Below are 13,584 nucleotides of genomic sequence, written 5' to 3' on the forward strand. Positions count from 1 at the left end.
AGCAAGAGGAACTATGTCTAAACGAATAACACGAGTCTTATTTAAGATTTCTGGAGAGTCTCTCTCAACAGACAGCGGAAACCGGATTGATGAAGTTCGTTTATCCAGACTAGTAGCAGAATTACGCGCGGTCCGTAATTGTGATATTGAAACGGCTCTTGTGATAGGCGGAGGAAACATCATTAGAGGTCTTGCTCAGCAAAAAGAATTACAAATTAATCGAGTATCTGCAGACCAAATGGGAATGCTAGCGACTTTAATTAATGGTATGGCCGTAGCTGATGCTTTAAAAGCTGATGATATTCCTTGTTTATTAACCTCTACGCTTTCTTGCCCCCAATTAGCAGACTTATACACTCCTCAAAAATCTGCGGAAGCCTTAAGCCAAGGCAAAGTTTTAATCTGCACAACAGGAGCAGGATCTCCTTATTTAACGACTGACACAGGAGCAGCTTTGCGTGCCTGTGAGTTAAAAGCTGATTTGCTTCTCAAAGCCACTATGCATGTTGACGGGGTTTACGATAAAGACCCTAGGGAATTTAGTGATGCTGTAAAATACAATCGCATTAGCTATAAAGAGGTTTTGTCTCGCGGATTAGGCATTATGGATGCTTCTGCTATATCTCTGTGTATGGATTCTCATATTCCTATTCGGGTCTTTAGCTTTGTTAAACATTCTCTAGAGCAGGCTATTTTTGATGAGCATATCGGAACATTAATTTGTGAGGACGCTTAGCATGTCCATTTTAGCTGATACTGAAAAGAAAATGGCTACAGCTTTGGAATTCTTCCAGAAAGAAATCAGAGCATTTAGAACAGGAAAAGCTCATCCTGCTTTAGTAGAAACTGTTACAGTAGATGTATATGGAACCACGATGAGGCTATCTGATTTAGCCTCTATTTCTGTAGCTGACACACGTCAGTTGGTAATTTCTCCTTATGACGCAAATAACGTCTCTGCAATATCCAAGGGCATTATTGCTGCAAATTTAAATTTGCAACCCGATGCAGAAGGTGCCATTATACGCATTAAGATTCCTGAGCCTACTGCGGAATACAGAAATGAAGTTATCAAACAACTACGCCGCAAATCAGAGGAAGCGAAAGTAACGATTCGCAATGTGCGCAGGGAAGCTAACGATAAGTTAAAAAAAGATTCTGACTTAACAGAAGACGCTGTTAAAGGCATGGAAAAAAAGATCCAAGAATTAACAGATAAGTTCTGTAAGCAAATCGACGAAATGTCTAAGCAAAAAGAAGCGGACCTTTCGTCAATATGATAAGTTCTGTTTCTTCTTATGAGCAGTCTTTATCTGCTTCTCTTTCTTTGGTTTTTCATGAAAAACAAAGAGAGGAAAAGATTGCTCTAAAGGAGAAGAACTAGTAATATTGTAGTTGTCTTGGCCCCATCGTCTAGCCTGGCCCAGGACATCGGATTTTCATTCCGGTAACAGGGGTTCGAATCCCCTTGGGGTCAAAATGTAAATTTACCGAGTAAACTTCGGGCCTTTAGCTCAGCGGTTAGAGCACCTCACTTTTAATGAGGGGGTCGAAGGTTCAAATCCTTCAAGGCCCAGTTAATTCTTCTTAGTTCTTTTATATTTCTTTAAAAAACCTTTTTCTCCTTTGTCACTTTTTTGTTATTGGTATTGGGTGTATTAGTATTTGGCTTTAATGGTAGATCTCCATGGCGACGTCTAAACCCCATCAGTGTTATCACTGTCAAAAGCCTGCGACAATTTGCTATACTGAAGTAGACAAGGATAAGATTTTACGAGCTTATGTGTGTGATTCTTGTCCCTGTCCTAGTCATTATTATAGTCGTGATACCATTGAGTTAAGTTCTTCAGGATCTTCAGTAACTTTAGAATGTGGCAATTGTAAAACCGTTTGGAAATCCACAGCTGACGAGGATCAGTTATTTGGTTGTCATCTGTGCTATACGAATTTCAAAACGCAGCTTATAGCCAAGCTCATGCATAACAAGGCTATTTTCTCATCAGCAACTTTAGACAATAGTCGGGGTTGTTTGCATATAGGTCGTGCTCCCGGAGAAGCTGCGAGTATGAATCCCCTTCTTAAGCTAATCGCGTTAAATGAGGCTCTTCAGGATACGTTAGCTCGTGAAGATTATGAGCAGGCAGCTGTAATACGAGATCAGATTAATCATTTAAAAAATCAGAATTCGCATGATGCTTCCCAATGATTTACTTCTTAATTTTGCTAGTAAGAAAGACGCTCCTCCTGCAAATACAACCTGGCCTATAACGACGTTTTCTCTATCTAGGAATCTTTCCATAGCGAAATTTCCTTCTTGTTTATCTAAGGAGAAAAAGCAGGAAATTTTAGAGGTGATAGCTTCGCATTTTAACCATATTGAAGGTTTTGATGAGTTTTTAGTTTTACCTCTTAAAGATGCTCCTTCTTGGCAAAAAGAGTTTATTATTGAGCATTTTCTTTTTCCTTATGACTTAACAGGCAACCCTGAGGGCGAGGCTCTTATTGTAAATCGTTCTGGGAATATCCTAGCGACTATAAATTTCCGAGATCATCTGATACTCCATGCTATAGATTTTGTTTCAGAGCCGGAAAAAGCCTTAGACCAACTGGTACGTTTGGATAGTTATCTCAATGAAAAATTAGAATTTGCTTTTTCTTCGGACTTTGGTTTTCTGACTACAAATCCTCAAGAATGTGGTACGGGATTAAAAAGCCAATGTTTCTTGCATACCCCAGCGTTAATTTATTCTCAGGAATTACAAGAGATTATTGATGACGATACGGAGGTATCTTATGCAGGCATGTTACCTGCTACACCGGGTGAATATATTGGGAATATCGTTGTATTATCTAATAGATGTTCTTTAGGGCTTACTGAAGAGCAAATTTTGTCTTCGTTAAGGATATGGTCATCGAAAATATCTATGGCTGAAGCATCGGCAAAAAAGAAACATACCGAGCAAAATCCAGGGGAGTTAAAAAATCATATCTTACGAGCCTTAGGATTACTTACGCATTCCTATCATTTAGATCTTCAGGAAACGTTAGATGCATTAAGCTGGATTCAACTAGGGATTAGCCTAGGATGGATTCAGGGAGCGGATAATAGCTCTATTTGGCATCCTGTGTTCTGGCAAGCACGTCGTGGGCATTTAGCGCTTACCAAGCAGCCTGACGACAACAAGAACTTGCAAAAAGAAGTCATCACGCAATTGCGAGCTGATGTTTTAAAAAAGCTGGCGGAAAGCTTATCTCCCACTGGATTTTAAAACTCTTTCCTAACTGTATGCATGATAAAATAAAGGGGCGATAGCACTATTCATCCCCCCCCCTAAAATAGTGTCTAGAAAGGGCCTGAGGAGATTTTTTTAATGCCTCTTGGCTAAAGATACCTTACGGGGTTTGCCTTCTTACGTGTTTTTATATTAGAAAATGAGAAGAATGGATTTCTTCTAGTTTTGTTTTAGAGCAGGAAGACAAGTCTTGTTTTACTACATGCAACTATTTTTTATTGCGTCTGCCCAAAGCCGGGATCGAACCGACGACCTACGCGTTACGAATGCGTTGCTCTACCAACTGAGCTATTTAGGCAAGTAAAGAAGAAAGAGATAAGTATAGAATTGAGGGAATAAAAAAGCCAAGAAAACAACAATCATACGGCCGACGATGTCCTCTTGGCTTTCCCCCTGAAATACAACAGAGTCAGAAGCTATTCCATGGCGCAGAATATCATCTTACTTTTTCTATATAGCATTTATCGGGCTTCTATTTCTAGCATTTTAAAATCACTTTCTGCCTGCACAGCAGGAGTATGTTGACACTCAGGAGCATGTCGTGGTTCTACTTGCATAGATCCTTCATCAGCTTCCCAATTGTATCTGTAACCCTCTTTATTAGTTAAGGTTGTGCCTTCTTCAAAACTACTAATAACCTTAGGCTTAATAAACATCATAATGTTACGTTTTTGCCTTTGGTCTATGGTTCTGCTGAATAAACCACGAATTAAAGGTATAGAGTTTAAAAGAGGAACTCCGGTAACTATTTTCGTCGTTTTATCTCTGATGTGACCACTCATTACGAGGAAGCATCCATCCGGTACTTGTAAGCGTGTAGCTGCGTAGGTTTTATCCGTTACAGGAGTTAGGGTCCCCTGAGCAGAATGTAACTCGGAAATGGTTTGTTCTATTTGTAATGTAACAACGTTATTTGGAGCGATTGTAGAAGCAACAACTAGGTTAACACCGATATCTTCATATTCAATATTTTGTGTAACAGTTCCTGTTTCTTGAATGATAGTACTTGTCGTCTGGAAAGGAATTGTCTGTCCAACGAAGAAAGATGCCTGTTGCGTATCCTGAGCCATAATTCTCGGGTTAAGAACAATGACAGTATCGCCATCTTGATCTAAAGCGCTGAGAAGTCCCCCTAAGGTTAGGAAAGATTTTCCCTTATGGCTAAGAACGTTTCCTATAATTCCCAAGCCAAAAGCTGAAGATGCGTACATCATGTCACTAATACCGGCTAGCTGACCTGGTGTCGGTAAAGGAATATCCCCTGGCGAAGGTTTCGCAGGTGGGATTGTAGATTTCGTAGGATTAGAAATACCTGTATTGCTAAGCAATCCTGAAGCATAGGCAACTTTACCTTGTTCATCGCCAAGAGCTACCCACTGAACGCCAAAATCCCAAGATTTTTCTAAGCTAGTCTCTAGAATTAATACTTCAATGTACACTTGCTTTGGAGGTAAGTCTAAACCGTTTAGCAAGCTGACAACTTTATCTACGTTCGCCTGATTCCCGATAACGACGATAGAGTTGTTAACATCTAACCATTGAATACTATTCAGCGTATTGATGAAGTCTTCATCCATAGCTGTTGTTACATAGAGATTGTATCCTATATCTTGAATTGCCTGAGCAATAGCTGCGCCATTTTGATATTTCAGCTTGTACATGAAAAAGCGCAAGCTTTTAGGATTCGCAGCTCCCGAGGATCCTAAAGCAGCAGCGGGGCTGGTAACATCGTCTAGTGTATGAGCCATTTCTGGAACATCTAGAGACTTCAGTAGTTGCACAGCCTTATTGGTCAAGCGTGGGGAAGAAACAACAAAAATCTTGTTAGTTCCTGGCTGTATGAAAATCTGGAAAGCTTCATCTTCAGACATAGCGCCGAGCACATCTTGGCAATAGCTTACTAATGACGCGGGATTTGCATAACGTACTTCATACTCTGACATATCCACGGATGTTCCGGGGCTATCTAGAGCTGCTAATAATTCTCCGACTTTCTCAACATTTCCAGCGATATCAGAAACGATAACATGACGAGTAGCTTCTGAAGCACTTACTATAGCATCGTGGGAAAGCAAAGGCTGAATGATATTTACAGCAGATGTAGGATGCACGCTGTATAAGCGGAATACACGTGTAACCACAACAGCTTCGCAATTATCCTTTGCAGAACCATCAGTAACTACTGTGGATAACTTAGAAAGGCGTGGATTGCGATAGATAAGAACGTTATTCCCCTGTTCTACGACTTTCAAGTCATGCATTTTTAAGACTTGCAAGAGGATCGTAGATAGGTCGTCTACAGATGTAGGATCGTGAGAAACAATCGTTACGTTAAAATTTAGGTCATTACTGTCGAAGACAAAATTTGTTCCAGAAATCTTACTAACAAATTGTAAGAGTTCCAAAACGGAGATATCCTCAAAATTTACAGTATACCCATTATCTTTTAGGTCCTCACAAGTAATCTGTTTCCCTTTTAATAGTGAGGGGGCTTGCTCATCCTCTTTTTTTGTTTCGGGATGAATGGCTATTTTCTCAATAGAGGGTTGCTTCTCGGGAGATTTTATTTTTAATGATTGCGAGGACGACGCTCCATTATCAATTTTAAACCCTTCTTCTTGAGAGCTCTTTTTTTCGCTTTCTTCTACTAGCTTTTTAACACTGAAGTTTATTGCATTCACAGCACGTTTAGCATAAGCGCGCTTATCTTCCCAGATTTGCGCTTCTTCGCTTTTCTCTTCTGCAACTTCGGTTTTTTCTTCTTGTTTAGGAAGAAAACGTGGAGTTCGTTTTGCCGCAGCTTGCGCATAACGCTCTTGAGGGCGTTGTTTAACTTCAGGCTTAGCAAATGGTGAACCTTCAGAAAAGCCAGGAGAAAATATTTGTGAGGATTTTTTAAAATGACGAGGCTGATTTTGAGGTAAGCTCTTCGCGATAGTTTGCGGGTCTGATTTTTTTGCCGACGTCTTATTAATAATGTTTTTAGGGCAGGCAGCAATTTGATTGTTCTCATCAGCTTGAGAGTTTTTATTTCGAGGCCTTAACTCGTTATTCGGTGGTTTTTGAGAGTTCACCCCAAGCAAAACCAGGTCTAAGAAAAACAGAACTGAAAGTATCCCTATTTTTCCCTTTTTCTTATTTATGACCTGTAAGATCTTTCTTCCAATGTTCGACGTCACTATTTTCACCGGATTCTTTTTAAGCTGATAAGTGTTGAGGGACAAAGATTTCCGTCATGATTTTCTAATATCCCGTACTGTACGCTCTCTATTGGGCAGAATATAGCTGTTTGTCCCCTATCTTTCAACTCTGTGAATAAAGGACTATGTAAAGATGACATGGAATCGTCTGCCTGTAAGGTATGTAATACTGCTCCATCACCTATTTCCCATGCAACCTTGGTTTCCTGAATTTGTAAAGAACTAATTTTCCCTAACCCCAGGGATGTAGTCTCAAAACTCTGAGGAACCTTTTTTTGCTTTTTTAACCAGAAATTAGTTTTCCCACAAGCAATCCAAGAAAGTTCCTTTTTTTCTTTTGGGATAGTTAAGCAAACTAAAGAAACGCCTCTCTCATCAACAGGAACATTCATTCGCACTAGCTCGTTATGCATTTTGCGAATAGCATTTCTTACGTTATCTTCACGTCCCCATTGACTTACAAAGCTCTTCATAAGAGTTAATACTAAAGTAGGATTTCCTGAAAGGCTATAACACAACCATAGTCTAAACGCATCTTCAATCATATAGGCTTCATAGTATACGTGCGGATATGTAGGATATCCGTGTTCACATATAGAAGCAGAAAGATATTCCGGAATGAAAATTTCTGAAGGAGCCAGCCAAAATCTCTGCTGATACAGCTGCTCATGGATCTTTGCTGTATGATCTTTATAGCGGATATCTTTTTGAAGATCTTCGCCATGACGGTATTTATACAAATCTATGAGAAATTCTTTCATAGATGCGTACCGATCTTTAGGAGAGGGCTGCAAAGCTTTCGCTAAGATTTTACTCATTCTCTCGGGAACTAAAGATAAAATGACTTTACCTAGAGCTAAATTCCCTAAAATCAATTCATAAGCTATCAAACCCAAAGAATAGATTTCTGAATTTTCAGAAATTTTATCTCCTTGACGTTGTTCAGGGCTCATATATGAAGGAGTCCCTAAACATACTGGATAAGGATCGTTCGCCATAGAAGAACTGGCGGCAAGCCCGAAATCTATTAGTTTAATCTCCCCTTGAGGGGTAATTAAGATGTTTTCTGGTTTTATATCTCGATGCAGTATACCTCGACTATGTAGATATTCAAGAGCTTGAGCAATTTGTAAAATTATATCCACAGCTCTAGATAAAGGAATGAGCTGGGAGAGGATATACTTTCTAAGAGAAACACCCTGAATATGCTCCATTGCCATATATAGACCCTCTCTACATTGTCCATATTGGTATAACTTCACAATATTTGGATGAGAGATTTGTTCGATGATTCGTGCTTCTTTTAAAAAATTATGAACCCGAAGAGTATCAGCAACCAAAGGAGTTACTAGAACTTTGATAACTGTAGGTTGTAGAGTTACAGGATGGACCCCATGGTATACCGTACTTCCCTCCTTCTTGCTCATGATTCTCTTGATGCAGTATTCACCAATTACCTGGTGTGGGGAAGTTTCGGATTGACAATCCATAAGAAACAATTATGCGTTTATACTTCTAGGACACGAATTCCTAAAACATCTCCTAAAGATACTATCTCTCCTCTTCCAACTTTTGCTCCATTGAGAATCAAATCTACACCTCTAGAGGGATGGACACCATTGAGATTTAGAATGCTGCCTTGCGAGAGTTTTAAAAACTCTTCCACAGTCAATGAGTATCTGGAAACTTCTGCAACTAATTTACAGTTCCCTGGCAGAGGTGCTGCGGGTAGAGATTCCGAAGTTTCTTCAACGGGCTCTTCCTGTTGTAAATTTGGATAGCTAGTAATTTTAAATTCCCCGGAGGTAGTATCCATAAAACGACCACCGAAAAACTGATGTCCCTGAATAGTAAGCATGCCTCCGCTTTCTTCTGTATCGGGGTCATACAAACAACTATCTAGCAAGATAAAACTGCCGTGCACGACTTGTTGCCACTCATCTTGTGTTAATTGGCAGTAGCCAATTTCTACCGACATCGCTAAAGGTGTAGGGCCCAGTTGATGAATATCGAAATTTTGATTCGATTCGGAGAGAAAACGCTTACAGCTATCACATACGGCTTCTGGAAAAAGTAAACGAAAACGCATATATTTTCCGTCTAACCCACAAGTGACATCTACAGCTTGATAAGACCCCTGAAGATCCTTACTAGAAAACCGAGCATCTCCAACAACTCTCGCGGATAAAGAAGGTATCCAAGCCAGCTCTTGGAGAAACTTGCAAAGCTCTGCACAAAAGTAATAATGAAAACCTAAAAGCTTATCCTTTTCATAGAAATAAGAAGCCAAACTGGAATCATTAAATACTGCGACCATAAAGGACTGGAGATCAGCCTCTGAGGTAACAAAGAAAAAATTTCCGGATTCTAAAGGTTGAGCAACAAAAGACTGCACTAAAAAGTGCGTTCCAAAATCTTGAACAGCCTGAGCAGCAGAGAGGGAGCCACAAGGTTGAATAGTAAGACTCGTATCTTCTAAACGAAATTTTTCTCTCAACTTTTGCAAGCATAGCTCTTTAGGGAAAGGAGGGAGAGAAACTCCCTCCTCCGTTTTTACTAAAGAACTTAAAAAATCATTTCTAGATTTTAACCAACTAGCGCTAGGTTCCGCTGCTACTGCCATGAGAAATCACCTTTTATAAACGTGCTTCTTCAACTTTATATTGGTTTTGATCTTGTTCTTGTTGTTGCTGCTGATCTTTTCCTTCTTGATCTTTCTCTTCATCCCTTTGATGAATCGTTGCGGCAATCATATGTAAGGGTGTTTGCACGTCTTCAATAGTAGGCAACTGTACAATACTTGATCCAATAGTCAATTCTGTCAAATTCAAATGACGATTTTTTAATGCCTCTACCAAACCTGTAAGCTGTTCGGGGTTATTCACAATGAGATTCATTGCTTCTGCCATCTGAGTATTATCTACAAAATTAGAAAATTTTACAGAAAGATCTACTCCAGATTGTACTAAGGTTAAATTTGCCCCTGCAAAAACTTCAGGAACATTTCCTTCTGAATCTAAAACTAATTCGATTAACTGTTGACCATCAATATCAGCGATGATCATAGATTCTACAGTGCTTGCAATAATCTCTTGTACCCACTGTAAATCTGCACTAGCAATAGCTACTGTAGCACTTTCTACGACAGCCTCACTAGATACAGGAGCTGCGACATCTACAAAAGCCATTCCTGCGGCAGGGTTATCAAAAGCCATGAAGCCGTCACCGTCTTCTTGCTCTTCTTCTTTAGAAGATACTGCTGAGGTTTTTTCTTCCGCATGCTTATCATCAGCTCCACGAGTCTCTTGACGAGAACCTTTATTAGAAATTTTATCCTGACGATCTTGTTTTGATTGTTGGCGACCTTCCAAAGAAAAGACCCTAACGTCTCGGTTGTCTTTAGGCTCAGGACCAACTTCTGGTTGCACTGCATGGTGATCTATTTTGCAATTATACAAAGACTCGGATGTTTTATTGAATTCCATGAACTAGATTCCCCCGATTCACGTTGTTTTTTTCTTACGCAACTGATGAAGCAGCTGTCCCATTTCATCTTGCTCTTTTTCTATTTCTCGCGCTTCTTCTTTCAGAGCTTCTTTCATCCACTCTTCTTTATGCATGCGCGTCTTTTCTTCTTCTTTTCGCCGTTTGGCTAAATTTACTTCTGCTTTTTCCAGCTCTTTAGAAGCCGCCAAAACGCTTTCTTTTTGTTTATTAACTTTTTCTTCCTCTTCAGAAAGTTGCACAGCCACAACTTTAATATAAGCTTTTCTCTGTAAAACTATATCGCTCGTTGTGCCTTCGTCTAGCAACTCTCTCAGCTGCTGAATCTTTTGCATGTAGTGATTTTTTACTTTATCACGAGCAGCTTCTATTTCTCGTAATTTCTCTTGTTCTATTTCTAAAAGACGACGCTTTTCCTTAACAACTTTTTCAGCCCTATCAACACGATCTTTTTTAATCGCTAGAACGGGCTCTAACGGGTATTTAGGCACGGCATTCTACCCTTAATATTTTATCGGAAAATTGCCCGAAGTTGTTGCGAAGCTTCCTCATAATTTGTCTTTTCATGGATATCTTGCTTTAAGAATCTGTTCAGTTTATCTATATGATCTATAGCAAAATCCACTCCGCGATCGGAACCCCGACGGTATTCTCCAATACGTATAAGCATTTCGTTAGCTTTATACTTGGCTAACACCTCACGAGCTTTTCCTATAATACGTCTTTGTTCCTCAGGAACAATTGCTGTTAACAATCGGCTAATTGACGCCAGAACATCAATAGCGGGATAGTGATATGCCTGTGCTAAAGCATTGGACAAGACAATATGACCATCAAGTATCGATTTTACCTCATCGGCAACAGGTTCGTTCATATCGTCTCCGGCAACAAGCACAGTATAAAATGCTGTGATTGTGCCTTTATCTGAAGCTCCGGAACGTTCTAATAACCTAGGTAGGGTTGAAAATACTGAAGGAGTGTATCCTGCTCGAGCTGGGGGTTCTCCGGCAGCCAACCCCACTTCTCTTAAGGCTCGAGCAAATCGAGTTACAGAATCCATCATTAAAACTACAGTTTTTCCCTGATCACGGAAATACTCTGCTATAGCAGTCCCTACATAAGCCGCGTTTAAGCGCAACTGAGATGACTGATCTGATGTAGAAACGACGATCACCGATCGCTTCATTCCTTCTTCGCCAAGGTCTCCTTCGATAAACTCACGCACTTCACGTCCCCGCTCTCCGATAAGAGCGATTACGTTAACATCAGCTTCTTCAGCGTTTCTAGCTATCATTCCCAGAAGAGAGGATTTACCCACCCCGGCCCCGGCAAAAATCCCTATACGCTGACCTCTAGCAACTGTGAGCATACCATCGATGCATCGCACGCCTGTGGATAAGATTGTTCTTAATTTTTCTCTGTGTAGAGGATCGGGTGGCGCGCGGAAAACAGGATAAGTTTCGTTAACATCAACTAAAGGACCTTTGATTTCAGAATCAATAGGTTCTCCTAATCCATTCAATACACGACCTAAAAGACCGTTACCCGCACGAATGTATAAAGGCAGCCCGGTAGGAATCACTTCTGAAGAAGGACTCACTCCGGTAAGTTCTCCTAATGGAGATAAGAAAGCAAAATGTTGCGTGAAACCGACGACTTCAGTAACAAGCGGCTCCATACCCTGACGTTTAACCAAGCAGACTTCCCCAACTCGGACATCAGGGACAACAGCTTTGATTAACATACCGACGACTTCAGTAATACGACCGACAACTGTAGTCAAACGCACATCGTTTAATTGCGACATGAGGGTGTCAAAATTTGTCGTCAATTCGTCCATGTTAACCTAATTGTGTAGTCATTATCGTCTTTATACTACTTACTGAAGTTCCTACGATACTAGCAAAGAGCTCAGCTCTTTGCGTTGCTCTTTGAACAGCATACTGTACTTTTAAAAAGTCTGCTAAATTTTCCCGTTCGCCATTTCTGTCAGAGAAATATAGCAGAGCTCTATTTAGCACTTCTTCTCCTGAAGAGACCCAATTAATCATTTTACGCACAACAGAATCGTCTTCTTTTTCGTTCTTATCCTGTAAGCGTTGCTGTGTATGCTCAGCTATATCGCTAAGATCCCCGTTGATTAAATCAATAATCACATTAACGGCTTCAAAATGCTCAGGAGATAGTTTATTTTGATCTTGTCGTAGAGTTGTTTGAGCATCCCATAAACGTTCTTTTAGATTGTTTATTTGTTCTTTAAGCTCTTCTGAATCCAATTCTTCTTCTAGTTCAGGATCGATGAGGTTAGAGTTTCTATCTTGCATCATCGCCATAGGATTCGGTTTGACATCCTCTACATTTTTATTCAGGGCGTCTGCAGACATTCCCAGAGAAAATGCAGGGACCTCTTTATTTAGCTCGCTAGTTAAAGGAGTTCCTGAAGGCTTTTGTATAGAAGCTGTTTCTTTGTCGGAATCTAGCTTCGGGAAAAGCTGCAAAGGATCTATCATAAGACAACAACCATGCGTATTTTATTTAGCCTAAAAAGTTAACCTAAAGGTCCACTGCTTTTAGCTACTAAGTTATCGTGCCAATCTAAAACAGATTGAGCAAGAATTCTTGTTGATTCTACTTCACAATTCTCTAGAACTTGATCTGCTAATTTTAAGCAATTTTCCAAGCTGTCACGACGTACTTCGAAAGAGCTTCCTTGATGCAAAACGATCATCATATGAGTCAGAGCAAGGAAAGACTTAATGCTCCAATTGTCGATTTCTTTTTGTGCTAAAGCGCTTAAGCGTTCTTCTGCAGCAAAAATTTCCATCTTATGCAGGTCAATCAATGCTAATCCCAATTCATGACCATAGTGGTCAGGATTTAAAATTTGTAGAGATTGAAAAAGCTTTTTTGCACCTTCTTCATCGCCTTGTTTAATGGCTAGCATGCCAGCTTCAAACAACAACGCAAAATCTGCTTTAAATAATTCCAAATCTGCCATGATCCTTCTCTTAATTTATTAACTTCCTTTAACAGCTCTTGCCATAGTAATCATCTCAGTGTTCACTGCTGTCAAGATGTTGGACACTGCTTCCATGTACTGTGATAAAATTTGCATACGAAATTGCAAATTAAACATCGTACCTAAATCAACAGTCCCTTGCGTTGATGTTTCTAATTCTGTTAGGTATTGTTGCACACCTTGGACGTACTTACATACGCCGTTAAGCATTTCATTAAAATTAAAAGCTGAGCAACTGCTCCCGCTGCCACCGGCACTCATAAATTCTCCTCTTATCTAGTCTATTAAACCATTTTGCGGTTGATTCGCCCGAGAACTTTCTGAAGGGCTAGATATCCTGCTAATAGCACTTGTTGCTTCTCAAAAGATGCTTTATCAGAACCTTCACGAAGAGAAGCATTCAATTTTTGCACTTTATCCTGCACGTTGGCATTGATCTCTTGAGCTTTGCTCAGATCCTGCATATCTTTCTCTAAATCAAACAGCGGACGAGAAGATTTATCTTCTTTAGCCGCTGTATTTTCCATATTAAACATAGTATTTCTTCCTAAATACAAAAGAATTAACA

General features: G+C 39.9%; 13 protein-coding genes, 3 tRNA genes and 1 pseudogene. 6 read left to right on the top strand and 11 right to left on the bottom strand.

What is annotated here, in order from left to right:
* Positions 1–13: 13 nt before the first annotated feature.
* The 6 genes from pyrH to CF_RS04855 all read left to right on the top strand — a co-directional run bounded on the left by pyrH (position 14) and on the right by CF_RS04855 (position 3,269).
* Positions 14–736 carry a UMP kinase gene (pyrH, locus tag CF_RS04830; protein WP_011458506.1) on the top strand — a complete coding sequence of 241 codons (723 nt, stop codon included), beginning with the start codon at positions 14–16 and terminating at the stop codon, positions 734–736.
* 1 nt (position 737) lies between these two features.
* Complete coding sequence (gene frr / locus CF_RS04835; RefSeq protein WP_011458507.1) at positions 738–1,280, top strand: ribosome recycling factor; 543 nt, start codon at positions 738–740, stop codon at positions 1,278–1,280.
* Between the two features lie 122 nt (positions 1,281–1,402).
* Positions 1,403–1,477 (top strand) — tRNA-Glu (locus tag CF_RS04840).
* A gap of 26 nt (positions 1,478–1,503) precedes the next feature.
* A tRNA-Lys gene (locus CF_RS04845) sits at positions 1,504–1,576 on the top strand.
* A gap of 111 nt (positions 1,577–1,687) precedes the next feature.
* Complete coding sequence (locus tag CF_RS04850) at positions 1,688–2,206, top strand: UvrB/UvrC motif-containing protein (protein ID WP_011458508.1); 519 nt, start codon at positions 1,688–1,690, stop codon at positions 2,204–2,206.
* Complete coding sequence (locus tag CF_RS04855; protein WP_011458509.1) at positions 2,190–3,269, top strand: protein arginine kinase; 1,080 nt, start codon at positions 2,190–2,192, stop codon at positions 3,267–3,269. Before CF_RS04850 ends, CF_RS04855 begins: the two co-directional genes overlap by 17 nt.
* 249 nt (positions 3,270–3,518) lie before the next feature.
* Here the strand turns inward: CF_RS04855 and CF_RS04860 are convergent.
* From CF_RS04860 to CF_RS04910, 11 genes and pseudogenes are all read right to left on the bottom strand, one after another.
* A tRNA-Thr gene (locus CF_RS04860) sits at positions 3,519–3,591 on the bottom strand.
* Between the two features lie 163 nt (positions 3,592–3,754).
* The gene (locus CF_RS04865) at positions 3,755–6,481 is read right to left on the bottom strand and encodes a secretin N-terminal domain-containing protein (protein WP_011458510.1); all 2,727 of its coding nucleotides are present in this window, start codon (positions 6,479–6,481) and stop codon (positions 3,755–3,757) included.
* On the bottom strand, positions 6,478–7,983 hold the full coding sequence (locus CF_RS04870) for a serine/threonine protein kinase (protein WP_011458511.1): 1,506 nt from the start codon (positions 7,981–7,983) through the stop codon (positions 6,478–6,480). The genes CF_RS04865 and CF_RS04870 overlap by 4 nt, the downstream gene beginning before the upstream one ends.
* 17 nt (positions 7,984–8,000) lie before the next feature.
* Positions 8,001–9,116: a type III secretion system cytoplasmic ring protein SctQ gene (gene sctQ / locus CF_RS04875; RefSeq protein WP_011458512.1), complete on the bottom strand. Its 1,116-nt coding sequence runs from the start codon at positions 9,114–9,116 to the stop codon at positions 8,001–8,003.
* Between the two features lie 13 nt (positions 9,117–9,129).
* Entirely contained in the window at positions 9,130–9,978 is an 849-nt protein-coding gene (locus CF_RS04880) for a DUF5421 family protein (protein WP_011458513.1), read from the bottom strand.
* Positions 9,933–10,488: pseudogene (locus CF_RS04885) on the bottom strand (type III secretion T3S chaperone). Before CF_RS04885 ends, CF_RS04880 begins: the two are co-directional and overlap by 46 nt.
* 20 nt (positions 10,489–10,508) lie before the next feature.
* Positions 10,509–11,837 (bottom strand): type III secretion system ATPase SctN, encoded by a 1,329-nt coding sequence (gene sctN / locus CF_RS04890; RefSeq protein WP_011458515.1) that lies wholly within the window; start codon positions 11,835–11,837, stop codon positions 10,509–10,511.
* Position 11,838: 1 nt separating this feature from the next.
* Positions 11,839–12,507, bottom strand: coding sequence for a hypothetical protein (locus tag CF_RS04895; protein ID WP_011458516.1), 669 nt, complete (start codon positions 12,505–12,507; stop codon positions 11,839–11,841).
* Positions 12,508–12,545: 38 nt separating this feature from the next.
* A complete protein-coding gene (locus tag CF_RS04900; RefSeq protein ID WP_011458517.1) occupies positions 12,546–12,995 on the bottom strand; it encodes a hypothetical protein in 450 nt (149 codons plus the stop codon).
* Between the two features lie 18 nt (positions 12,996–13,013).
* The gene (locus tag CF_RS04905) at positions 13,014–13,277 is read right to left on the bottom strand and encodes a DUF5407 family protein (RefSeq protein ID WP_011458518.1); all 264 of its coding nucleotides are present in this window, start codon (positions 13,275–13,277) and stop codon (positions 13,014–13,016) included.
* Between the two features lie 23 nt (positions 13,278–13,300).
* Positions 13,301–13,552, bottom strand: a complete 252-nt coding sequence (locus CF_RS04910) for a DUF5398 family protein (protein ID WP_011458519.1) — start codon at positions 13,550–13,552, stop codon at positions 13,301–13,303.
* Between the last annotated feature and the right edge of the window lie 32 nt (positions 13,553–13,584).

This window comes from Chlamydia felis Fe/C-56, from assembly GCF_000009945.1.
In the GTDB taxonomy this organism is placed as follows: domain Bacteria; phylum Chlamydiota; class Chlamydiia; order Chlamydiales; family Chlamydiaceae; genus Chlamydia; species Chlamydia felis.

Excerpts from the sequence above, each read along its gene's own strand:
- frr (WP_011458507.1), top strand. The coding sequence starts at position 738 with ATGTCCATTTTAGCTGATACTGAAAAGAAAATGGCTACAGCTTTGGAA.
- CF_RS04905 (WP_011458518.1), bottom strand. The coding sequence starts at position 13,277 with ATGAGTGCCGGTGGCAGCGGGAGCAGTTGCTCAGCTTTTAATTTTAAT.
- CF_RS04910 (WP_011458519.1), bottom strand. The coding sequence starts at position 13,552 with ATGTTTAATATGGAAAATACAGCGGCTAAAGAAGATAAATCTTCTCGT.
- CF_RS04870 (WP_011458511.1), bottom strand. The coding sequence starts at position 7,983 with ATGGATTGTCAATCCGAAACTTCCCCACACCAGGTAATTGGTGAATAC.
- CF_RS04900 (WP_011458517.1), bottom strand. The coding sequence starts at position 12,995 with ATGGCAGATTTGGAATTATTTAAAGCAGATTTTGCGTTGTTGTTTGAA.
- CF_RS04895 (WP_011458516.1), bottom strand. The coding sequence starts at position 12,507 with ATGATAGATCCTTTGCAGCTTTTCCCGAAGCTAGATTCCGACAAAGAA.
- sctQ (WP_011458512.1), bottom strand. The coding sequence starts at position 9,116 with ATGGCAGTAGCAGCGGAACCTAGCGCTAGTTGGTTAAAATCTAGAAAT.
- CF_RS04855 (WP_011458509.1), top strand. The coding sequence starts at position 2,190 with ATGATGCTTCCCAATGATTTACTTCTTAATTTTGCTAGTAAGAAAGAC.
- pyrH (WP_011458506.1), top strand. The coding sequence starts at position 14 with ATGTCTAAACGAATAACACGAGTCTTATTTAAGATTTCTGGAGAGTCT.
- CF_RS04850 (WP_011458508.1), top strand. The coding sequence starts at position 1,688 with ATGGCGACGTCTAAACCCCATCAGTGTTATCACTGTCAAAAGCCTGCG.
- CF_RS04880 (WP_011458513.1), bottom strand. The coding sequence starts at position 9,978 with ATGGAATTCAATAAAACATCCGAGTCTTTGTATAATTGCAAAATAGAT.
- sctN (WP_011458515.1), bottom strand. The coding sequence starts at position 11,837 with ATGGACGAATTGACGACAAATTTTGACACCCTCATGTCGCAATTAAAC.